This window comes from Sporomusa aerivorans (assembly GCF_041428895.1).
GTDB lineage: Bacteria > Bacillota > Negativicutes > Sporomusales > Sporomusaceae > Sporomusa > Sporomusa aerivorans.
The window spans coordinates 2,929,157-2,951,209 of record NZ_CP156926.1; the positions used below are offsets into that span (position 1 = coordinate 2,929,157).

20 protein-coding genes are annotated in these 22,053 nt (G+C 46.4%); 15 read left to right on the forward strand and 5 right to left on the reverse strand.

Going from position 1 to position 22,053, the window contains the following annotated elements:
* The first annotated feature begins 1 nt into the window (after position 1).
* Positions 2–769 (forward strand): amino acid ABC transporter ATP-binding protein, encoded by a 768-nt coding sequence (locus SATMO3_RS13740; protein WP_371381332.1) that lies wholly within the window; start codon positions 2–4, stop codon positions 767–769.
* Between the two features lie 232 nt (positions 770–1,001).
* Positions 1,002–2,378, forward strand: a complete 1,377-nt coding sequence (locus SATMO3_RS13745; protein ID WP_371381333.1) for an SGNH/GDSL hydrolase family protein — start codon at positions 1,002–1,004, stop codon at positions 2,376–2,378.
* A 495-nt stretch (positions 2,379–2,873) separates the two neighbouring features.
* On the opposite strand, the gene SATMO3_RS13750 is transcribed toward SATMO3_RS13745, so the two are convergent.
* A complete protein-coding gene (locus tag SATMO3_RS13750; protein WP_371381334.1) occupies positions 2,874–4,721 on the reverse strand; it encodes a nitrogen regulation protein NR(II) in 1,848 nt (615 codons plus the stop codon).
* A gap of 234 nt (positions 4,722–4,955) precedes the next feature.
* Between SATMO3_RS13750 and SATMO3_RS13755 the strand changes: the two genes are divergently transcribed.
* Complete coding sequence (locus SATMO3_RS13755; RefSeq protein WP_371381335.1) at positions 4,956–5,375, forward strand: MarR family winged helix-turn-helix transcriptional regulator; 420 nt, start codon at positions 4,956–4,958, stop codon at positions 5,373–5,375.
* 2 nt (positions 5,376–5,377) lie between these two features.
* On the forward strand, positions 5,378–7,315 hold the full coding sequence (locus SATMO3_RS13760; RefSeq protein ID WP_371381336.1) for a heavy metal translocating P-type ATPase: 1,938 nt from the start codon (positions 5,378–5,380) through the stop codon (positions 7,313–7,315).
* A gap of 162 nt (positions 7,316–7,477) precedes the next feature.
* On the opposite strand, the gene SATMO3_RS13765 is transcribed toward SATMO3_RS13760, so the two are convergent.
* The 4 genes from SATMO3_RS13765 to SATMO3_RS13780 are packed head-to-tail and all read right to left on the reverse strand — an operon-like array spanning position 7,478 to position 11,373.
* Positions 7,478–8,293, reverse strand: coding sequence for an ABC transporter ATP-binding protein (locus SATMO3_RS13765; protein ID WP_371381337.1), 816 nt, complete (start codon positions 8,291–8,293; stop codon positions 7,478–7,480).
* Positions 8,294–8,302: 9 nt separating this feature from the next.
* The gene (locus SATMO3_RS13770) at positions 8,303–9,307 is read right to left on the reverse strand and encodes a FecCD family ABC transporter permease (protein ID WP_371381338.1); all 1,005 of its coding nucleotides are present in this window, start codon (positions 9,305–9,307) and stop codon (positions 8,303–8,305) included.
* A 6-nt stretch (positions 9,308–9,313) separates the two neighbouring features.
* On the reverse strand, positions 9,314–10,363 hold the full coding sequence (locus SATMO3_RS13775) for an ABC transporter substrate-binding protein (protein ID WP_371381339.1): 1,050 nt from the start codon (positions 10,361–10,363) through the stop codon (positions 9,314–9,316).
* A gap of 20 nt (positions 10,364–10,383) precedes the next feature.
* A complete protein-coding gene (locus tag SATMO3_RS13780) occupies positions 10,384–11,373 on the reverse strand; it encodes a trans-aconitate 2-methyltransferase (RefSeq protein ID WP_371381340.1) in 990 nt (329 codons plus the stop codon).
* A gap of 398 nt (positions 11,374–11,771) precedes the next feature.
* Between SATMO3_RS13780 and SATMO3_RS13785 the strand changes: the two genes are divergently transcribed.
* The 11 genes from SATMO3_RS13785 (at position 11,772) to SATMO3_RS13835 (ending at position 21,991) form a co-directional block, all read left to right on the forward strand.
* Positions 11,772–12,497: a TonB family protein gene (locus SATMO3_RS13785; RefSeq protein WP_371381341.1), complete on the forward strand. Its 726-nt coding sequence runs from the start codon at positions 11,772–11,774 to the stop codon at positions 12,495–12,497.
* A gap of 45 nt (positions 12,498–12,542) precedes the next feature.
* Complete coding sequence (locus SATMO3_RS13790) at positions 12,543–13,142, forward strand: MotA/TolQ/ExbB proton channel family protein (RefSeq protein WP_371381342.1); 600 nt, start codon at positions 12,543–12,545, stop codon at positions 13,140–13,142.
* Positions 13,139–13,564 carry an ExbD/TolR family protein gene (locus SATMO3_RS13795; protein WP_371381343.1) on the forward strand — a complete coding sequence of 142 codons (426 nt, stop codon included), beginning with the start codon at positions 13,139–13,141 and terminating at the stop codon, positions 13,562–13,564. The genes SATMO3_RS13790 and SATMO3_RS13795 overlap by 4 nt, the downstream gene beginning before the upstream one ends.
* A gap of 21 nt (positions 13,565–13,585) precedes the next feature.
* The gene (locus SATMO3_RS13800) at positions 13,586–14,281 is read left to right on the forward strand and encodes a GTP-binding protein (RefSeq protein ID WP_371381344.1); all 696 of its coding nucleotides are present in this window, start codon (positions 13,586–13,588) and stop codon (positions 14,279–14,281) included.
* Entirely contained in the window at positions 14,281–15,312 is a 1,032-nt protein-coding gene (locus tag SATMO3_RS13805; RefSeq protein WP_371381345.1) for an ATP-binding cassette domain-containing protein, read from the forward strand. Before SATMO3_RS13800 ends, SATMO3_RS13805 begins: the two co-directional genes overlap by 1 nt.
* 83 nt (positions 15,313–15,395) lie before the next feature.
* The gene (locus tag SATMO3_RS13810) at positions 15,396–16,172 is read left to right on the forward strand and encodes a Rossmann-like domain-containing protein (RefSeq protein WP_371381346.1); all 777 of its coding nucleotides are present in this window, start codon (positions 15,396–15,398) and stop codon (positions 16,170–16,172) included.
* A gap of 59 nt (positions 16,173–16,231) precedes the next feature.
* Positions 16,232–18,208: a TonB-dependent receptor gene (locus tag SATMO3_RS13815; RefSeq protein WP_371381347.1), complete on the forward strand. Its 1,977-nt coding sequence runs from the start codon at positions 16,232–16,234 to the stop codon at positions 18,206–18,208.
* A 130-nt stretch (positions 18,209–18,338) separates the two neighbouring features.
* Complete coding sequence (locus SATMO3_RS13820; RefSeq protein WP_371381348.1) at positions 18,339–19,634, forward strand: purple acid phosphatase family protein; 1,296 nt, start codon at positions 18,339–18,341, stop codon at positions 19,632–19,634.
* 318 nt (positions 19,635–19,952) lie between these two features.
* Positions 19,953–20,735 (forward strand): response regulator, encoded by a 783-nt coding sequence (locus tag SATMO3_RS13825; protein WP_371381349.1) that lies wholly within the window; start codon positions 19,953–19,955, stop codon positions 20,733–20,735.
* 47 nt (positions 20,736–20,782) lie between these two features.
* Positions 20,783–21,319, forward strand: a complete 537-nt coding sequence (locus SATMO3_RS13830) for a hydrolase (RefSeq protein WP_371381350.1) — start codon at positions 20,783–20,785, stop codon at positions 21,317–21,319.
* A 132-nt stretch (positions 21,320–21,451) separates the two neighbouring features.
* Positions 21,452–21,991 carry a hypothetical protein gene (locus SATMO3_RS13835; protein ID WP_371381351.1) on the forward strand — a complete coding sequence of 180 codons (540 nt, stop codon included), beginning with the start codon at positions 21,452–21,454 and terminating at the stop codon, positions 21,989–21,991.
* Positions 21,992–22,053: the final 62 nt, after the last annotated feature.

The window sequence follows — 22,053 nt, forward strand, 5'->3', positions numbered from 1 at the left end:
GATGCTGGAGATTCAAAATCTATATAAGCAGTTTGGCAGTATAATCGCTGTCAATGACCTGAACCTTTCCATCCGGGTCGGTGAAATCGTTGTCCTTATGGGACCTTCCGGCTGTGGTAAATCAACAACCATTCGCACTATTAACCGTCTCATTGAGCCAGACCGGGGCACTATTCTGCTCGATACCGCCAATGTGCTTACTATGGGACCTGACGAACTGAGTAAAGTACGAAAGCGCATCGGGTTTGTTTTTCAGCATTTTAATCTGATTGGTCGTTTAAACACACTGGAAAATGTTATGCTTGGTCTGGTGATGGGCGGAGTGAGTCGTGATATTGCCAGGGAAAGAGCACTTGAAGCTTTAACTAAGGTCGGTATGGAGCAGTATCTGACACAAACTCCGGCTCAATTGTCGGGCGGCCAGCAACAACGTGTGGGAATTGCACGCGCATTAGCCTATGAGCCGGAATTAATGCTTTGGGATGAGCCTACCGCTTCGTTAGATCCAATTCTGGTGCGCGAAGTACTTGTGGTTATGGAAGAACTGGCGCGTTATCGCGCCAGCACTATGATTGTGGTCACCCACGAACTGCCTTTTGCGCTGCGGGTTGCTGACAGAATTGTGTTAATGGATAAAGGCCGTATTGTGGAAGAAGGAAAACCTTCCGAGGTATTTGTCCAGCCAGCATCAGAAATTGGGCGAAAATATAAAGAACTGATTGAGTATCAGATGAATACCAGTGCCCAAAGTCTTGCCCGCAGCACCTAGCCCCCTTGTCGCCAGTGCGGGGATACCTGGCCCAGGGGTGGGGATAATATTGCCAGCGGATGATAATGTCAACGGCTCAGCTGGATATGTAGCGATTTTGGAATAGATATTTTTGAGCGTACAGCCCTAAGATTATGGAATAAAGCTCTTTTTGACAAGCCATACTAATCCTGGTAAAATTAGCCTGACCATGAAAACGATTATCGTTTTCATAATGAGGTGAGGATTCACAATGGAGCAGTTAACCAGGCGGCGCATGTCAGCCGAGAGCAATTTAAGCAGGGATAACAGATATATAAATTTATTGAGGGCAACAGGTATTGTAATTGGCTTGTTTATCTTGTTTGATTTTTTTACGCCGGCTTTTTCTTTACCCCAGGTTTCTCAAGCCAACTCCGGCGAGTTTTATGCCAGGAAAGTCCGGTTAGTATGGAAAGCTATTCCTGATGCAGTAGGATACCAACTTATTATTACGAATACGGTAGAAAGTGTGGACGGCAGGACGGATTTTGAAAATACTTTAGTCTATGGAGAAATATTTAATCCGGGCGTGGAGCTGGATGTAAGCCTGTTGAACGAGCCTGAGTCCGCTTGGTGGCAGGTTCGGGCGCTGAATTCGGAGCGAAAGCCGATATCCCGTTTTAGCGAGCCTAAGAAGCTGACCGAAGGTGAAGTTGATCCGTTGTCACCTTTTATAACTACTGAATTGAGCAGATTGGCTAGAACTCCACTCTATCCATCCTACTCGTGGATTCCGGTTTTAGGTGCTGCCGGGTACGAGGTGCAGACATTTTATACTCCGGCGCTTGCCAATGATAACCGGGAACTTGGAGATTTTAAAAAAAGCTATATTATAAAGGGCGCCGCTTCTTTCGACTGCTACGATGTAGATGACTTTACCGAGGAGGGAAGCTATTCCTGGCGGGTTATCGCCCTGGACGACAAAGGGCGCCCCATGGGAGAATGGTCAGAAGCACAAAGTTTTGACGTGCTTCACACTGATAACCTTGTCGCAGCGTTGGGTGACAGTGTAACGCATGGCGGCGGCGCTATTTCTAATCCTCCCAGTGATCCTGCTTATGACTGGACAAGTTATGTTGGGTTACCGGTAAAAAATTTGGGACGTAGCGGTGACACAACCGATGCCTTGGTAGCGCGGTTTGATCATGATGTATTGCCATTTCAGCCTAAGGTACTTTTAATCATGGGGGGGATTAATGATATTCGGGCCGGAGCCTCCGCATTTGCAGTAATTGATAACTTAACGCAAATAGAAGAAAAGTGCCGGGAAAACAATATAACTCCGATTTTCCTGACACTTACACCGATAAATCCTGTGTATATAAAGCTTGCTTTTAACGAAGAGACAAGTCCTGCCTGGCAGGCAGAGTGGCGTAAAGTAAATGAATGGGTAAAACAGCAGGCTCATTATGTAGACATTTCACCAATGTTAATGAATAGTGAAGGCAATATGACTGATATATTGGCTGCCGATGGTTTACATCCGGATACCGGCGGAAAAGCCATAATCGGACGGGCAGTCGGCGAATACATCCGGAAAAATCTTCCTGATCCCATCTGCCTGGTATCAGAACCGTCAAAACAATAATTGAGTGACAGCTACAACACGGTGTTAGTACTAACAGCCGTGTTTTCTTTCGCAGTAGCAAAAAGTTTGCCTCTGACATATCATGTAATATCTCAGATAACAGCAAAAGTGAAGGAGGCGTACTTATGGGTTTTGGTTTTGGTTCTGGTTGTGGAGGTCGTGGAGGTAGCATGGTAATAATTATCATTATAATTATTATTCTACTGCTCAGCTGCTGTTTGAATGACGATTGCAGCACCGTTTGCTAAGCCCGTTAACTTTTATAACAAGCCGTCTACCAGTCGGTAGGCGGCCTTTGTTATTTGCACCTTACATTCAGCAAAAAAATTAGAAATAACGGTTCCATTATTAACCGGTATACCGGCAATACGATATTCCACTTCATAGTTAATTCCCCTGAGAATACTGGTGGTTTTCCTTCAGGTGCAAGTTGATACTAATGTAGGCTTGGCCGTTATTTGTGCTCAGGTTGCTTTTTGGCTGCTTAACCGTAAATTAGTATTGAGGATAGTTGAAATAAATTGAGAAAGTAGTTCCCTGTGGACTGGTGGCGCAGTTAATTATTGCGTTGTGTCTGGACGCTATCCCGTAACAGGTACTTAGCCCTAACCCGGTGCCGCTTTCTTTGGTCGTAAAAAAAGGGGTGCCTATCTTATCTAAGATTTCAGCAGGAATACCTTTTCCCCGATCGGATACAAGCAACGTAGTTCCGCTAGAGCCTGGGTGAATAGCAATAGTGAGTAATCCTTTGCTTTCCATGGCTTCAACACCGTTTCGCACTAGATTGAGAATAAGCTGTTTGATTTCTTTTTCATCTACTTGGAGCTGGACTTGTTCTGGCTCAACTTCATAGCGGATATTATGGCCTTCTTCGAGGATATTTGCATCGATGAGAGGTTTGATTGAGAATAAGATGCTAGCGAGCGTATTAAGCTTTTTTTCAGTTTTCTTTATTTTAGCCGCACTGAGAAATTCCGTAATTATTCCATTTGCCCTGTCAAGTTCATCTATCATTAATTGAAATATTTCAATCTCCTTTTCATTCCTGGATTTTTTTTGCATGCTTTGCAAGAATCCTTTAACTGTTGTCATAGGATTACGTATTTCGTGGGAAATTCCGGCGGCTATTTGCCCGATAAGATTAAGCATATCCAGCCGGGCAAGTTCTTGCTCCGCTTTTTTTCTTTGGTCTATGTCCTTGCAATATACGGTTAGGCCGCCATCAGCATTATTGGGATAAATGGTCAGGCCGATCCACTTATTGTATTTTTGTGAATAACCTTCCCATTGCTGGGGAAGTCTCTCCTTCATGGCCTTGCTAAACACTTCTTTGATAGCTGGGTTTGGCGGACAATAATCTCCGGGTTGGGTGCCCAGTAAGTTTTCCCTGTCAATTCCCAGCATTTGCTCAAAGGCTTTATTGGCATATGTAAAATTCCAATTGCTGTCTAAGGTATAAAAGCCATCGCTTATGCTTTCTATTACGTCTGCCAGCTGCTGTTTGGTTTTTGTCAATTCTGTCACTTTTTTGTCCACAAGTATTTCCAAATTGCTTTTTAATTCTTCCAATTCCCGCTCTCTTTTCTGAAGTGAAAAGAAAGCGTCTGCAACCGGTATAAGTACCTTAAACTGCGTCAGCTGCTCGGGATTTTCTTTGCCGGATAATAATATTTGCATAAAAGATATACGCAACTGATAGAAAAAGTAACGTGCCAGCAACATTAAACAAAGCCATATTAGCAGCGATAATAAAAATCTTTCTGATAGTTGGCGATAGTATAATATAAAGATTTCTTGAAGATTAGAATTGACCCAAATATGTCCGGTAATTTCTCCATTGTCCAAGAGGGGGAAAATGATGGTTAAGACAGATCCCCCATTGCGTGTAACAGCATCTTCAAGTATGAAAACTTCGGGATGTCTGGACTGATATGCTTTTAGCACACCCGGAGCGATTTTTTTCTGCCCAAATAACTCTGTGGTGGGGGCCAAAGCTACTCTGCCCAGATTACACGAATAGTATCCCATATAATAATCCGGCCAACCGGCTGATACCTCAGCAACAATTGGCTGCAATATGCTATTTATGAGAAGCCTCTTTTCGTCGTCCGATAAGTGAAGGGCATCATGTTTTTCAATTATCTCATCAAATGAGTCGGGAAACCGTGTTATTAATAAATTGGCAATTGTGAAAAGCTGCTTTTCTTTTTCAAGTAATAAAATATGTTTTGTTTCATTTGCCCAATATATTGAAAAAAATATCATGGGGACTGTTATGATTATGGTAATTAATAAATACACTCTGGTTATGATGCTTTTGGGAAGTAAGCTAATTCGCTTCAATAAAACCTCTCCCTGTATTAAGTTCCTGATATATTGAATTTTACAAATTACCATTAAATCCTCCCGGGTGCTACAATATATGGATAAAATTTACATATTTTTTTTATATAGAACAAAAACGAGAAATAGTAAGTACATGAAAAAATTGACAAAAGCGGATTTGTGATCTATAATTAGTTTGAATTTCAAACATTAATATAATGATACTATTTTAAAATCAAAGGAGTTGACAGTATGCATTCGCTGGATGAATTGACGCATGAATTGTTCACTTTTTTTAATGGCTTTTCTTCATGGGAAAACTCAGTCATAAAAACAAGCGATTTATCTGTTTCGGAAGCCCACGCAATTGAAGTGCTGGGACGGTATGGCCAAATGAATATGAAGAACCTCGCTCAATACTTGGGAGTGACAACAGGTACGACGACCGTGACAGTTGACAGGCTTGAGAAAAAAGAATACGCCAGGCGTGAATCTATCAAAGAAGACCGGAGGGTTCATTTAATTACTTTAACAGAAAAAGGCCAGGCGGCATTTGCCGAGCATCACCAGTATCATCACAATCTAACCGAGCAGATCGCTTCCGTACTGTCAAATGAGGAAACCGAAGAATTGTTAAAATTACTTAAAAAGATTAATACGGAGGCCTTTTAACCATGGCGAATGAGGAGAAAGTTCTAATACACAAAAAGACAGATTGCCTGGAACGGCAAGGTGCAGCAGAACCAATACCTTTCGACGGGCATGAACACGGTGAAGGTGGCCATTTACAAGACTACATAGTGATCATAAGCACAGCCTTGCTCATAGTTGGCTATTGGTTTGAATGGCTGCCAACAATTTTTGGCGTGGATACAGCTCTTATTGCTGCTATCATTGGCGGTGTGCCTATTATCAAAGAAGCGGCTAAGGCCATTTATACCCGTGGGGATACCAAGGTAGGTTTACTGGTTAGTATTGCAATCATTGCCTCTGTTGCTATCGGTGAATATTTTGCGGCGGCTGAAGTTGCTCTGATTATGACAATTGGTGAACTCTTAGAACATATTACGCTCGAAAAATCAAACACTGCGCTTAAGAAATTGGCAGAACTTGCTCCGCTAAAAGCCCGAATTATAGAGGCTGGGAGCGAACGGGAGATTAGCGCCGAAGCTGTACAGCCAGGCGACAGATTATTAGTAAAGCCAGGGGAGAAGATTCCGGTAGACGGAACGGTTGCAGCAGGTTTTGCCACGGTTGACCAGGCTACCATAACCGGTGAGTCCATTCCGGTTGAGCGCCGTAATGGCGATAGCGTTTTTGGCGGCACGATTGTCACCATGGGGAGTATCGAATTCATCGCGACCAAGGTCGGCCAGGATACTGCGCTGGGGCATATCATTAAAATGGTTAAAGAAGCGCAAATGAGCAAGGCTCCCAGTGCGCGCATCATTGACCGGTGGGCAAACTGGTTCATTCCTCTGAGTTTGGCCATTGCGCTGCTGGTTTATTTCGTGACAGGCGATATCGTAAGGGGTGTAACCATCCTGATTGTGTTTTGTCCCTGCGCCATGCTGTTAAGTACACCTACGGCGGTAGCGGCCGCCATCGGGGCTGCAGCCCGGCGCGGAATTCTGATCAAAGGCGGTGAGATATTAGAAAAAATAGGCACGCTGGATACGGTGTTATTTGATAAAACAGGAACGATTACATTAGGAAAACCATCGTTAAAAGATATACGCTGCTATAACGGCTGGCAAATAAAAGAACTGCTGGCCATTGCGGCAGGGATAGAGAAACGCTCGGAGCACCACCTGGCAAAAGCCATCCTGCAGGCGGCGGAGAAGGAGAATATTGCCTTGGTTGAGCCGGCATACTGGGAGCCTGTGATCGGGCAAGGCATCGTTGCAGAAAAGGATGGCCACCGTTACTTACTGGGTAATTTATCTTTAATGGAAAACGAAAAGCTGGAACTTACTCCGGAGCAGCAGGCGTACTGTCTTGAAAACCAGAAAGCTGGCGGGACCGTTGTATTCGTCGCGGCTGACGCAGTCATTATCGGCATACTGACCATACATGATCCCATTCGTGAAGGCTCAAAAGATACTATTGCGGCGCTCTATGCTGAAAAAATCATGAAAATAGTACTGCTGACCGGAGATTCATCAGCAGTTGGCCAGGCTGTCGGTTCGCAGGTTAATGTTTCCCATGTGCACGGTGATCTGATGCCTGCCGACAAGGTAAAATATGTTGAAGCCTATCAGCGGCTAGGAACCAAAGTGGCAATGATTGGCGACGGCATCAATGACGCCCCGGCCTTGGCCAAAGCCGACATCGGCATTGCTATGGGTTACTCTGGCACCGACATAGCTGTTGAGGCGGCTGATGTTGTTTTATTGTCCGACGACCTGAAAAAAGTTCCCGAGCTTATCAGGAAAAGCCGCAAAGCCATTCATACTATCTGGCAGAATATCCTTGTGGCCAACGTAATAAATTTTGCGGCGATTATTCTTGCGGCCTATGGCCTGGTAGGGCCAGTATTAGCGGCAATTGTACATAATGTCGGGGCAATTCTGGTGGTGCTGAATTCTGCACGGTTATTACGGAAGGAATAAGGAAAAGTATCCGCCGCTGACAGTTATCAGCAACCTTAACCGGTAAATAAAAAACAGCGTAGGCTGTCTGCGTCCCGCAGGCAGTCCACGCTGTTTTTTTTGTAGTGAAGGAAAGTATGAATTTCCTTTCGTATAAGGGCAACCATAGGTTTTAAGCTTTATCTAAAGCTCGGCGCAAGCCGTGGGTTCTTTAGCAGGTCTGTAATCCGGCTGCTTGGGGACAACCACATACATGCCGCGACTGGTGATGTCAATTTGTATATTGTCACCAAAGGCTGTCTGGAGATTGGTGTCCGTGAGAACTGTTTTTACCGGCCCGGAGGCGATGAGCCGTCCCTCTTTAAGCAGTGCGGCCGAGTCGCAGTAACTCATGACAAGATTAGGATCGTGCAGCGTGATAAGCGCCGTTGCGTTCTTGCGTTTTATCGTATCCCGCACCAGGTTCATCATTTTGTGCTGGTTGTAAAAGTCAAGATGCGATGTAGGCTCATCCAGAAGCAGAACAGGTGTTTCCTGAAACAGGGCCCGGGCCAGCATAACGAGCTGTTGCTGACCGCCTGACAGCTCATGATAACTTTTATCGGCCAGATGGCCGATGCCGGCTTCAGCGCACACAAGTCTGGCTTTGCGCTTGTCCTGCGCACCGGGGGCCGACCAGGTTTTGAAGCGGGAGACGCCGCCCATGAGCACCATTTCGATGACGGAAAAGGGAAACGCAGTCTGGCTGGATTGGGGAACTACGCCAACCGCTCTGGCAATCCGGCTTCTGGACATCTGGGCAATGTTCTGTCCGGCAATCAGGATTTGCCCGTGGCAAGGTTTTAGAAGAGCGTTGATACAGCGCATCAGGGTGGTTTTGCCAGAACCGTTGGGACCGAGCAGGGCGCAAATCTGACCACTGGGAATTTTGATGCTAATGTCTTTAAGGATAGTCACTTTGCCATATCCGGCCGTAACGTTCTCAATCTGAACAGTCATTTGACATGTTTACCCCCTGTTGTGCCGTAAAAGCAGATAGGCTAAAAAAGGTGCACCTAATACCGAGGTAAGGATACTAATCGGAATTTCCGCCACTAGCAACGAGCGGGCTAAAGTATCCATCAGCAGCATAAATATGCCGCCTAAAATACCGGTCACAGGTATAAGCAGCCGGTGTTCCGCGCCGGTCAGCCGGCGGGCGATATGAGGTACAATCAGACTGACCCATTGGATTACGCCGACTACAGCAACCGCCGATGCGGCGATCAAAGTGCTTAAGGAGATATAGAGCAGGCGCCAGCGGAAAACAGGGATGCCCAAGGACTGAGCCTCCTCATCGCCTAGCGTCATAATATTCAGGCGCCAGCTAAACAGGCAGATAAGCAGGGAGGACGCGACAATGGAAAGCAGTGTAAAGGGAATTTTAGACCAGGAGATGGTATGAAAACTGCCCATTAGCCAAAAGGTGATTTGCGCCAGCTTGTCATACGGATCTGCTAAATATAAGAGGACTGACAGGCCGGCCTGAAAAATGGCGGAAACGACAATGCCGGCGATAACAAGAACTGTTGCCGAAGGGTCGTAGCTGTAGCGAGCCAGCAGGTAGGCGGAAAGAACGGCAACGAGAGCAAAAACGAAGGCAAGGCTGTAAATGCCGACTGAAGACTGTGTAAAAAACACGATACCCAGAGCCGCGCCAAACGCAGCGCCGAACTTAACCCCCAGAATGTCGGGGGCCGCCAGCGGATTGCGGAACACTCCCTGAAATACAGCGCCGGCAATGGATATACCGCCGCCAATGACAATACTCAGGAGAATACGCGGCAGGCGAATATTCATGAAAATCTGGTGCTTTTCCGGTGGTACCGGTGGTAAAATTCCTGTTAAACCGGTATAGGACAAAATTATAGCAGCAACTTCCGCAGGCTGAATTGCATAGCGGCCGCTGCCTAAAGAAAACATTAAAACAACTAAAAATATAACAAAAAGTATTATAAAAATTTTTCCATTCATGCCGTTCTACAGCTTTCCGCCCAGTTCCGTGAAAGAACGGCCAAGAAATTGCCGGTAGAAATCGTCAGCCATTTTTAGCATGTCGATATCGTTGAATTTGTCCGGATACAGAGCTTTGGCGGCCCATACCGTTCCCAGGACATGGCTGGGAGCGGGATAGTCCCACCAGCCGATATTGGAGGGGAAAGAATAAACCCGTTTGTTTTGCACTGCTTTGACGCCGGCGAAATGCGGGTTGGCGTATAAGGTGTCGGGAGTATAGGCATCAAGGGTGGAACCCAGAAAAATTACATCAGGATTCCAGGCGGCGATCTGCTCAGGGGACACGGTAACCCAGTAGCCTGCCAGTTCGGCGGCCGCATTGACGCCGCCTGCTGCTTCAATCATGGAAGTCTGAAGCATGTCCCGGGTCGCGACGGAAAATATATCCCGCGGTCCGGAGAACAAAACTTTGGGGCGTTGGCCGTCAGGTATGGAGCTTATCCGTTCTTTGACAAGCTGGAGCCATCTGTCACAGGCGGCGATATACTCTTTGCCCCGCTCTTCGCAGTTCAGCACTTTGGCCACCAGGGAAACGGCCGCATAACTATCGGCCAGAGTTTCACCTTTCAGGGCGATTACTTTCAGGCCGGCGCTTTCAAACTGCGTCAGCTGCCTTTTGTCAAAAGAGGTGTTGATAAACACAATCTGCGGGCTTAAAGCCGCCAATGACTCGGTTGTAATTGTTTTCTGATTTTGCCGCAGCTGCGGCTTGGCGCGAAAATCCGGGTCGGTTTTGACCATGGCCTGACCTAACTTATTGTACAGAGCCTGGTGAACCAATTTATCCTGTTGGCCGAGCGCAAAGACAATATAGCCTTCAAAATGGTCCAAAGCAGCTATTCGTTGAACATGACGGGGGATTTCCACCTGCCGGCCAAGCTGGTCTGTTATAACAATGGTCTCCGTTGCCGCCGGTTTTTCTGAAACAGACTGGGTAACGGCCGGCTTGCCGCAAGCGGTAAGAAAGAGCAGCAAGACTAACAGGCTCAGGACAAAAACTGATTTTTTCATCATCAATATCCTCCGGTGATTTACTACTTGCGAATTGCCGTTAATACAACCACCGTCTCCATGACGCTAACCGTCTGTACATCCTGAAAGCCGTATTCAAGCAGCCAAGCCTGCCAATCTGAAATTGGATGCATTACCCGGTGGCCGTTAAGGGCGCAAAACAGGCGGTTAATACTGCCGGTAAGGGAAGGGGGCGCATCGCTGATATGAGTACGCACAATCAGCAAGCCTTGCGGCGCCAAAGCCTGATAAACCTTTGGCAAAACGGTGCCAAGAGTCGGAGGGGACAGTACAAGTGAACACAGAACCGCATCATACCCTGAACCGATATCTTCGTCCAGAAAATTACCCGGTTGGGTGCGAATGCGTGAACTAAGTCCATATTCCTGAATCGAAGCACTGGCCATCGCCGCAATCTCAGGAACATCAAACACAGTGACAGCAAGCTGCGGATATTTTTGCGCAAACGCAATACTGTAGTAGCCGTGGCCTCCGCCCAAATCCAGTAACTTAGTTTTTTGCGCAAGCGATACTGCCTGAACGGTAGTTTGAACAAACTGGCTTGTCAAGGCGCGGGCGCCGATGCCGCTCAAGCGCTTCGTCGGGTTAGCGAAATTAACGTGGCCGCCGGGGAATGAGTCATGATTGACAAGAGCTTGCCGCAGTCTGTACGCAAAAGAACCGGCCGGGAATTCGGGGAGTAGTGAATCGGCCAGGCAAAAAGGAGTTCCGGGTTGGAGAAATTGCTCGACTGCTTGGATTACCCGGTAATTGTCCTGGCAACAAGTCAGATAGCCCCCTTGCACCAAAACCTTGAGCATAAGCTCAGCCAGCATTGCATCCCAGCCAAGCTCGGCTGCCAGCACGTCAGCCGTCTTTTCCTTAGTCAGAGCAGTAAACACGCCTTCTTTAACGGCAAGGGCAACCAGTTCATAAACAACTCCCTGCGTGAGAAGGTTTTGAACCGGTGAAGGATCGACAGGAAGTTTCTCACAGAAATTTGTGATTTTCATAATTCGGATCCTCCTGACTTATTATAGATATATGAATTTAAACTGCAATAAACATAAGCTAACATAAATTAACTTTGTTGGTATTATAAACCGCCAAAAATGATTTTGCAATAAGTTTTTGACTGATGGATCTAGCGGAGCAACAAAAATCCTTGCAAATAAATTGATTTATTTGCAAGGATTCTTGTTGTTTTCATATTTCAAAAACAACACTTTTCAAACATAAACAAACATAAATAGATGAAAACAATATACATGCTATGTTTTTGTTGACCTGTGTTGTGTTTTGTATTAATATTAAAAAAACATAAGTAAAATTATGGATGAGGTGCAAAAATAAGGCGGTGTAACAAGACGCCTGGCTGTAGTCAGATTAAAGCAAGAAGGTGTGACCTTTATTGGAGACCAGACAGGAGTATCGCAGCAAATATCCATACGCTAAGCCAACCGGAATTTCCATTCTACTTCATGGTATCCTGATTATTTGCCTGCTCATGTTGGGAACGCCTGAACCAGCTGATAAAGCGCCGGAAATTACTGCCGTTGAAGTTGATATTATTCCTGCTGCTGCGGTTGAAACAGTTGCAGCACAGGAAAAGGCGTCTCCCGCGCCGTCAGAGCTATCGCCGCCGGTTCAGACTAAACGACAGGCTCCCAATTGGGCGCCTGTGGTATCCCGCACTGAATTTCTTCCTACAGCCATACCGGGAGAAACCAATGATGTTTCTGTGGCTAATGCCAATTCTGCCGATGTTGCCGTAGTTGCACAAGCTGCCGCTGGTGAACAGGCCGGCAGGCAATCTGGTTCAGGCAGCGGCGAGGCGGATAATTCTGCCGGCGGCAGCAAAACACCTCCCGCCTATCTTTATGGTTCCAAACCAGTCTACCCGCAGAGTGCCCGAAAAGCCGGCTGGGAAGGTGTGGTAGTATTACGTGCGTTTATCAATACCGATGGGACTGTCGCGACGGCGACAGTAAAAGAGAGCAGCGGCTATGACAGCCTGGATGAGGCTGCCGTACAGGCAGTAAAAAAGTGGCGTTACTCTCCGGCGAAAAAAGGCGGCGTGCCTGTTGCCAGTCTTCACGATGTTAGAGTCCGGTTTCGCCTTGACGAGGCTGAATAAGCTGCATTCAATAATATCCCTTCAAGCAGAAAGAGAGATGATTCTATGGAAGAACTGTTAAAAGGCGGCTGGATGCTGTTGCCCCTCGCTGTTTGCTCTGTTACAGCAATAGCTGTCATTATTGAGCGGGTTATCTTCTTCCGGCGTATCAAGGCAACACAACAGGCCGAAATCATACTGGAAATGGTCGGCAATAAACGCCGCGATGAGGCGGCCGTTTTGGCGGAAAAGTCCGTTTCGCCGCTAATTCGCGTTCTGGCCGCCGGAATAGTCAATCATCAGCAGCCTTCCAAAGCTATGGAAGCGGCAGGTGTGAATGAAGTGGCGGCAATGCGGCGAGGGTTGCCTGTATTGGATACTGTCATCACCCTGTCACCGCTCCTGGGGCTGTTGGGTACAATTATCGGCATGATTGATTCCTTTCAGATTATGGCATTATCCGGGATGAGCCAGCCGCACGCCGTTACCGGCGGAGTCGCCGAGGCGCTGATTGCCACCGCAGCCGGAATAACCGTGGCGGTTATAGCGCTAATTCCTTACAACTATTTTGTGGCCCGTATCGAACGTGAAACTGAGACCATTGAATATTACGCCACCCGGCTTGAGTTGGCGCTAATCTTACCGGTCAGGGAGCAACGCCCATGAAAATACCACGAAAACCCGCCAAAAAAGCGCGTATTGAAATAATTCCCATGATTGATACCATGTTCTTTTTGCTGGTATTCTTTATGCTGGCCACTTTGACCATGACCAATCAGTATACACTGCCTGTGAATTTACCACATGCGGCCGGTGTGCAGGACAAGCCCCAGCAGGTATTCACGCTGACGGTAACCAGAGACGGCAGAGTGTTTTGTGACAGGGATGAGGCGGGAAGTGCGGCGGAAGCCGTCCGGTGGCTGGTGGGCCGGAGCCAGAATGATAAACAAATTTCAGTCATTATTAACGCCGACAGCAGCGTCGAACACGGGCGGGTAGTGGAACTGATGGACGGTATCCGGCGAAACGGAATACACAGGATTGCGATTGCGGTTAATCCAGCAGGCAAAGATATGGCCGCTAGGTAACCAAGTTTGGAGGAGAAGCCCATGAAACTAATTACCGTGTCAGGAGCGCCTTCTGCCGGCAAAACCTCAGTTATCCTTAGGCTGATTGATTGCCTTAGAGAAAGCGGTCAAGAGGTCGGGGTTGTAAAGTTTGACTGCCTGACTTCGTTTGATCAAGTACGCTATCAGGAGTACGGCGTAAAAGTTCAGGTGGGGTTTTCCGGCAAGTTTTGTCCTGATCATTTTTTTATCAGTAATATTGAAGATGCCGTGGAGTGGGGGCAGCAGACCGGATTGGATGTACTGATCAGTGAAAGCGCCGGTCTCTGCAACCGGTGTTCGCCCCATGTTCAGGGAATTTTGGCTATATGCGTTATTGACAACCTTTCCGGCATTAATACTCCCCGCAAAATCGGCCCTATGCTTAAACTGGCCGATATTGTTCTGATTACCAAAGGGGATATCGTTTCGCAGGCCGAACGGGAAGTGTTTATGTTCAACGTGCAGCAGGTCAATCCGGGCGCCCGCATTCTCTTTGTGAACGGCATTACCGGTCAGGGCGCATTCCTCTTAAGCAAGCATGTTTTAAACGCCGCCGACATTACTACTCTGAGAAACAGGCGGCTGCGTTTTTCGATGCCTTCTTCGGTGTGCGCCTACTGTACCGGGGAAACCCGGGTCGGTGAAGCGTACCAGATGGGAATGATGAAAAAGATGGAATTTAAGGTGAACGCATAGTGCAAAATGCAAAAATCAGAGAGTTCGTAACGCATAGGCCGATAGCTGAAATCATCAGCAACTATCCGGTCGTACAGGACTTTTTTATAAATTACAATTTGCAGACCTTAGAGGATAAGCTTACGCTAGCCCGGGCTTTGGAAAAGATGCCGGCAGAGCACTTGGCTGAGTTTGGTATTGATGAAGTCAGCCTAACCGAAGAATTGGTCAAATTCATGGCAACCCTCGTGAACCGCCGGGAAGAACGGGAGAAAATACGGCATATTACCATCATTGGCGGCCGGAATAAAGCGGGAGAGGCCGAGACGGCGAGCCTGACGATTGCGGCCGGTGAAGTGGTTAGCATTGTGGGGCCGACCGGTTCGGGCAAAAGCTGCCTGCTGGGAGATATTGAATGTCTGGCGCAGTGTGATACTCCGACCAAACGTCAAATATTGATCAATGGTCACGCGTTATCTGACGAGGAACGATTTGATATGGGGAATAAAATGGTGGCGCAATTGTCGCAGAATATGAATTTCGTTATGGACCTAAATGTTGCGGATTTTCTGGCGATACATGCCAAAAGCCGTCTCTGTGATAACGCCGGGCAGGTAATAGAACAATGTTTTAGCTGCGCCAACGAACTGGCCGGTGAAAAATTCACTATGGATACCAAAGTGACCCAGCTTTCAGGCGGGCAATCACGGGCGCTGATGATCGCCGACACGGCCTATATGAGTTCTTCACCCATTGTTCTGATTGACGAAATCGAAAACGCCGGCATCGACCGGAAGCAAGCTATCAGCCTGTTGACGGAGAACGAAAAAATAGTTTTGATTTCCACGCATGATCCCTTGCTGGCCTTGAGCGCCAATAAACGAATTGTGATCAAAAACGGCGGCATCCATAAAATTCTGGAGACTTCAGCCGTGGAAAAGGCAAGCCTGCGTGACATCGAAAAGCTGGACAGCATCATGCTGGCCATTCGCCAGCAACTGCGGCTGGGAGAAAGCGTTTCGCCGTTTAAGGTGGCTTTATCCGACGACTAAACTTCATGGCTCTTTATAGCCGGACTAAATGGTGGTTATATAGGAGTTCGCTAAAGCACGACGGGGAAAGGAGGGATGAACCAATGTGGAAACTGTATGATACTTTGATTGACGGGATACCGGCAGATTGTCTTGTCGACGAATTTATTTGCGGTACATATGGCGTTCTCGTACGCAGTGGCAGCGGTTGTGGCTTTAGTCATATTCTGCCGGGCGATACCCTGCCGGAAACTACGAAAAAGTCTTTAAAGATGCCGCTGAGAGAATTGGCGGCAGGTATTAAGTCCTGGAACTTTATTGAAGCCTCTGCCGGCATGGCGGCGATAAACACCTGGTATAACTCGCCATTAGCGGCAACCGCCAATGGAATTACTCTTACCAACAGTCTTTATAGTGAGGACCGTCTGAGCGATCCGTTTATTGCCTATCAGAATGCAATAAAGAATAAAAAAGTTGCTGTTTGCGGTCACTTCCCCTATATCGAGCAACTGCTCCGGCCGGTATGCGAGCTTACGCTTATTGATCGTGAGCCGGAGGAAGGCGATTATCCGGAAGCGGCGGCCGAATATATTCTGCCGGAAAGTGATTTCGTTATTCTCAGCTGTACAAGCCTGATTTACAAAACTTTGCCACGCCTGCTGGCATTAGCGCAAAATGCTTATGTCATACTTGTCGGTCCTTTCACGCCGTTGGCGCCGGTGCTATTTTCCTATGGCGTTAGCGACTTATCCGGTTTTGTCGTGAAGGATAACGCTGCGGCGGCCAATATCGTAGCCGGGTTTGAACGGCGGCCGATCTACAAGACCGGGCAAAAAGTAACTTTAAAGCCCGGCGGTGACGGCAATACGCTAGTTCTATAAAAAAAAATTAGAGATTTGTATTGTTTTGTTTGAGCTCAACAGGAGAGAGGAGATTTTGTATGCGAAAAAGTCTAAAAAAAATGGTTATTCCACCGACAGTATTTGCCTTTCTGGTCTGTCCGCTTATGGCCGTCATGGCCGAAGAGGCTGACACGGTTGCCGTTGACGAAGTTGAGGTTCATTCCACCTCCCTGCCGGACTATCTGGTGACAACGGAAGTTATTACAGCGGAAAAAATTAAGGAAATGGGTGCAACCAATCTGGCGGAAGCGATTAGCAAAGTACCTGGATTGTATGTCGCTTATGCTGATAAGAATGCTCGTTTGGCGCGCATACGCGGCGCCGCAACAGACCAGACAAAAATATATATCGACGGCATGCCGGCATTTCCTTTGTCGGGTATTGCTTCCAACTCTGCATCTAATCTGGAAACAATACCTGCTGATAACATTGAAAAGATTGAGATCATCAAAGGGCCTGGTCCAGTGCAATACGGGACGGATTATAAAGGCGGAATTATTCTAATTACTACAAAAACAGGAAAAGGGCCGGGGCAATTTAATCTTGGTCTTTCCGCCGGCTCGCATAGCAGCTATGATAAGTATATCTCCTACAGCGGCAGCGATGATAACGCCAGCTATTATATAACCGCCGGCCAAAAGCAGGGTAACGGGCATTTGAACAACTCTGAATTTACTACAGACTATTTCAATGGCAAAATCAAATGGGATGTAGGCAAAGACTCTTCGCTGACACTTAGCGGTTATTATATGAATACTGACCGTGAAATCCCTAATGGAATTGACCAGCGTACCGGGGAAGAAGTTCCTGCAAGTATTAAGTGGTCTACATATCCAAACTCAACTACTAATACAACAGACTGGAAATACACAGATTTTAAACAAACGAATATCGCTTTGCAGTTTGATGAGAAGACAAGTAACCGTTTCAAATACAATGTCAAGCTATACCATGTTACAGATGGCAATAATCTCTGGGTTAAAAATCAAATAAGCACGCCATCTTCATACAAACCAATCTGGTATCGCAGCGGTTGGTATTCTAAAGGAAACGGTCTGGAGTTTACCGGCGATTTGCTGGCTGACAGGAACAATACCATTACTTTTGGCGGAAAATACAGCAAAATTGATTGGAACGCGGATGAAAACAACACCAATCTTGACGAAAATGGCGCCGATAAACGGATGAGTTACTATGTTCAGGATAGCATGAAACTGAATGACAAAACCAATTTGACAATGGGCGTGCGTTACGACCGGGCAAAGCAATCTTATTCATACTCCCGGGAGACGGAAGACACCATCAATAAGAGCAGTACGGTTGATGCAACTGATCCGGTTCTGAATCTAACGCATCAACTGGATGAGCATAATACTTTGCGATTCTCAGCAGGCAAGACGCATGTGTTCGTTACCGCCAAGCAGGCTGCAAGCAATCTTACGGCAGGAGCGGCGATACCTAATCCTGAGAAGTCCAAGAATTATGAAGTAGGCTGGTCGCATAGCCTTGATGATAAATCATCGCTGGATATCGCTTTCTTCGCTAATAAGATCACTGACCGCATCGACAGAGTAAAAAAGACTGATCCGTATATTAATATATCAAAAACAGACATAAAAGGCGCAGAGTTATCTTATAATAAGAGCTTTACAGAACGGCTCAAGGGGTTTGTTAGTTATACCTATCTGGATGCCAGGGATACCAGTGCTGCCGGTGTAGAAACCATAGCAACCGGTTTGCCGGAGAACATGTTTAACTACGGTTTAACCTATACGGTTGATAAGTTTCAGGCAAGCCTGCTCGGGCATGTCGTCGGGCGGGTTTTAACCAACAGTACAACTTATCCGCGTCTGGATAGTTATCATACTGTTGATCTTAATTTTAACTATCGCGAAAATAAAAACACTGAGTACTTTCTGCATATAAACAATGTCTTTGATGCAGCATATTGGGAAAAATATGATTACTCAGGCGAGGGAATCAATTTTATGGCAGGCGTTAATATTAAACTATAGATAAATACACATAAAAGATTGATAATCGTACTTAGGGCAAGCAATGACGCGGCAGTGTTGTTGCTTGCGCTTTTTTTACAAGCTAAAAACTGCCTTGAGTACCCACTTCTGTATTGGAGCGTGATTATGGATGAGAAAACGGGCAAGCAGTGTTATCGCCAAAGTACTTCTGTCCTTTGTTGTACTTCTGTCCTTGAGCGAGTATCCGGAAACAGTCTGGTCGGCTCAAATTAATCCGGAAAATATTGTCCTGACTTGGGCTGGTGATACCAAAACAACGCAGGCGGTTACCTGGCAGACAACTGATTCCACAATAGATAAACTACAGTATCGGGAGGCCGGTGTGAGGCGGGATTTTGCCGTACATGTAAGGACAATACCGGCTGAGCAAGCGGGAATGCTCGTAAAGGCCGGTAAAATTATCTATTCTGCCGAAATGAAGGATTTAAAGCCCGGTACGCGTTATTTTTACCGGATAGGCAATGGTAAGGACTGGAGCGAAATATATGCTTTCCAGACGGCAGGTGAAGCTGTGAAGAATTTTAAATTCCTGGTTTTCGGGGATTCGCAAAGCAGCTTATATAATACATGGCATAATACCATCCGGCAAGCCTTTAAACTACATGCTGACGCCGCTTTTTTCACTAATGTCGGTGACTTGGTCAATGTTGGGAATGACGAGCAGGAGTGGCAGGAATGGTTTTCCGCTGTCAGTGGCATAGCCGAAACCTTACCTGCCATGCCACTAACGGGGAATCATGAAATGTATACGCCGCAGTGGAAAGTTAATGCCCGGCCGGTGTTGTTTACCGCCCAGTTTCAGCTTCCGCGCAACGGCCCGGAGGGTCTTAAAGAGCAGGTATACTCCTTTGATTATGGCAATACGCACTTTGTGATGCTGGACAGCCAGGAACGCGAAGAAGGCGAGTTTGTACCGGCTATGCTGGCTAAGCAGCAGGTGTGGCTGGAAAAAGATCTCGCCCAGACAGATAAGCTTTGGAAAGTCATTTTCATCCACCGGCCACCCTACCATACCCAAGCGGCTAAGCCCAACGAAAATATCCGTCAGGCATTTGTTCCCATATGGGACAAATATAATGTCGATGTAGTGTTTTCCGGACATGAACATGTATATGCCCGGACATATCCGCTGTATAACGGCGAGGTAACTGATCGTGGGACAGTATATATCACTACAGGCCGAAGCGGGGATAAATTATATGAGAATGGAGCCGCCGGTGCCTGGGATGAAGTATTTTATAATCCAACAGATCAGCCCAATTACCTTTCGGTAGAGGTGCAAGGCGATATAATGGTGGTGAAAGCCTGGAAACAGAATGGGGAGCCGATCGATAGCTGGAGGAAAGAAAAGTCCGCGACCAGGCGCGATTCGTACTTCTTAATACAGAAAACAATAAGTAAATAGCTATTGCCTGAATTATAGGGGCCAGCCAGCAAGAATGCTGCTTGCTATAACAGCATCTTGCTGGGCTGAGCGGATTAGAGCGGTGCTTTTAATTCCCTACGGGTAATGGAATAAATATAAAAATATTGGAAGGGATTTGTCGCAGTTCGTCGAAATATTCGCCTAGGACTTGTGTCCCGACGATGCCGGACTTAAGACCTAAGAGTTTGTAGGGGAAGATGAATGTGAGTAGGCTATATTAGCATAACTGCGCTTTTGTAGAAAAGAACTACTGATGAAAAACAGAATAAAAGCTTAGAATAGTGGAAGGCGGAAATCATGGCAAGAATTTTGGTCGTGGATGATTCAAACGTTACCAGAAAACACCTCAGCAGTATTTTGACAAATTTACAGCATACTGTGGTCGGGGAAGCTTCCTCAGGCGCTCAGGCGTTTGTTCAGTATGTAAAACTAAAACCTGACCTGGTAACAATGGACTGGACTATGCCGGACATGACCGGCGCAGAAGCAACCTCGAAAATTATTTCCTCCTTTCCAGAGGCTAGAATCGTTATTATCAGTGCTTTAGAAGAACGCCTCGCTGTCCTGGATGCGCTGGAACGGGGAGCCAGGCATTTTATTATCAAGCCAATCAGGGAAGAAAAACTTTCTCAGGTGATTACAACAGTATTGCAGCAAACTTTGGACAAAGGCAAGCATCTTGAATTAGTTAAAAAGCTCCGGGAATCTTGTAACAGTACAAATGTAACTAATGAAATCGTTCCTCCCTATAAAATTACCATGAATGATCCCAAACTTGTTTTAGTCAGCATTAATACTACATTGACGGCGACAAGCTGCAAGTCGCTGAGTTTTGAACTGGAAGATTACCTTACCGGTGGCGAGTCGCCGCTAAGGGTAATATTGGATTTTGGCGAGGAAGAGAGCTTTAGCACAGAAGCTCTTGTGGCCATTGATCAATTAGTGGCTTATATTGAGAGCAAAGCAGGTCTGGTAAAAGCAATATCAAAAAGTCCGCTTTTTAAGCAGAAGGTTCTTGAAACCGAAGTGGGTAATCAGATAGTTAATATTACGCCAATATTGCATTTTTTCAATTCTTAGCAGATTTCTCTACAACTGGCTAAAGTCTATTCTTAAGGAGACAGCATATGCGTATTGCCAAAAGTGATTCCGTTTTGTTAATGATCGATATTCAGGAAAAATTATATCCTCATATGGAGAATAAAGAAGCCTTACGCCAAAAGGTCAGTACGCTGCTGGAAGGGGGAAAAGCCTTAGGAGTGCCGCTGCTGGCGGCCAGGCAGTACCCACAGGGCTTGGGTGCTACTATCGAAGAGTTTCGGCCTTATTTTACCGACTACTATGACAAAATGACTTTTAGCTGTTGTGGTAATGAGAATCTTACCGGCAAACTGCAGGCAACAAAATGCAAAAATGTTATTATTGCCGGTATAGAAGCTCATATTTGTGTGCTGCAGACGGTTGTGGATTTAAAAGCATTAGGTTATTTGCCGGTAGTAGTGGCTGATGCCGTCAGCTCGCGCAACCACCACGACTATGAATTTGCGTTACGGCGTATGGAATATGAAGGAGCTATTCTTACGACGGTAGAATCTATTTTATTTGAACTATGCGGGCAGGCTGGTTCAGACGTATTTAAAACTATTTCACGACTGATAAAATAGTTGCCACAATTCATAGCCTGCTGGCCGGGGTGCGGCTATCTGCCAGATTGCCGGTAACAGGATTTTTCGCGAGTCCTAATACATAAAGCCTTATACTACGGGAAAATTAAATTTAGTATAAGGAGGTGTAGTATGAGGATTTTGAGTATGGGCGCAAAGATCCTTAGTAGAAGTTCTCCGGTATTATTGGTTGGCGGCGGGGCTGCAATTGTTTTTGCATTGCCAGCGGTCCGGCGCGGCTTGCGTGCCACCTTGGTCGCCGCTACAAGAGGAGCTTTGATTATTACTGATAAGGTGCACAATCTAGCGGAAAAAATAAGAGACGAGACTTCAGAAATTGTTGAAGAGGCACGCCAGGCAGATTGCTGCCCGTGTCCTGCCGCAAAATTTAAATCACTTGGCGCCTCAGCTAAAGTTAAAGGGCGGCGTATGGCGGTTGCAACTACTGCCGGAGTCTTGAATGTTCAGGATAAAGCAAAGTCAATCCGGGATGAATTTCAGGATATTATCCATGAAGCCAAACGGTTGAAGATAGAAGCAAAATCTAATTCCAAAGGAATGAAACATATAGATAAAAATATGGAAACCAATATCGAACCCGACGGACTGGAAGCCGCCGTTAATGATGTTGGTCCTGATGAACAGGCTGAATCCACAAAAGTCACTGAATGAACGTAAACCCTCCGGTATTTCCGGAGGGTTTTGTCATGCTATCAAGATGGGAAAATAGTTTG

Coding starts and splice junctions, on each gene's coding strand:
- SATMO3_RS13815 (WP_371381347.1), top strand. CDS start 16,232: ATGCGAAAAAGTCTAAAAAAAATGGTTATTCCACCGACAGTATTTGCC.
- SATMO3_RS13790 (WP_371381342.1), top strand. CDS start 12,543: ATGGAAGAACTGTTAAAAGGCGGCTGGATGCTGTTGCCCCTCGCTGTT.
- SATMO3_RS13835 (WP_371381351.1), top strand. CDS start 21,452: ATGAGGATTTTGAGTATGGGCGCAAAGATCCTTAGTAGAAGTTCTCCG.
- SATMO3_RS13810 (WP_371381346.1), top strand. CDS start 15,396: ATGTGGAAACTGTATGATACTTTGATTGACGGGATACCGGCAGATTGT.
- SATMO3_RS13740 (WP_371381332.1), top strand. CDS start 2: ATGCTGGAGATTCAAAATCTATATAAGCAGTTTGGCAGTATAATCGCT.
- SATMO3_RS13755 (WP_371381335.1), top strand. CDS start 4,956: ATGCATTCGCTGGATGAATTGACGCATGAATTGTTCACTTTTTTTAAT.
- SATMO3_RS13780 (WP_371381340.1), bottom strand. CDS start 11,373: ATGAAAATCACAAATTTCTGTGAGAAACTTCCTGTCGATCCTTCACCG.
- SATMO3_RS13770 (WP_371381338.1), bottom strand. CDS start 9,307: ATGAATGGAAAAATTTTTATAATACTTTTTGTTATATTTTTAGTTGTT.
- SATMO3_RS13820 (WP_371381348.1), top strand. CDS start 18,339: ATGAGAAAACGGGCAAGCAGTGTTATCGCCAAAGTACTTCTGTCCTTT.
- SATMO3_RS13775 (WP_371381339.1), bottom strand. CDS start 10,363: ATGATGAAAAAATCAGTTTTTGTCCTGAGCCTGTTAGTCTTGCTGCTC.
- SATMO3_RS13765 (WP_371381337.1), bottom strand. CDS start 8,293: ATGACTGTTCAGATTGAGAACGTTACGGCCGGATATGGCAAAGTGACT.
- SATMO3_RS13795 (WP_371381343.1), top strand. CDS start 13,139: ATGAAAATACCACGAAAACCCGCCAAAAAAGCGCGTATTGAAATAATT.
- SATMO3_RS13760 (WP_371381336.1), top strand. CDS start 5,378: ATGGCGAATGAGGAGAAAGTTCTAATACACAAAAAGACAGATTGCCTG.
- SATMO3_RS13830 (WP_371381350.1), top strand. CDS start 20,783: ATGCGTATTGCCAAAAGTGATTCCGTTTTGTTAATGATCGATATTCAG.
- SATMO3_RS13800 (WP_371381344.1), top strand. CDS start 13,586: ATGAAACTAATTACCGTGTCAGGAGCGCCTTCTGCCGGCAAAACCTCA.
- SATMO3_RS13825 (WP_371381349.1), top strand. CDS start 19,953: ATGGCAAGAATTTTGGTCGTGGATGATTCAAACGTTACCAGAAAACAC.
- SATMO3_RS13745 (WP_371381333.1), top strand. CDS start 1,002: ATGGAGCAGTTAACCAGGCGGCGCATGTCAGCCGAGAGCAATTTAAGC.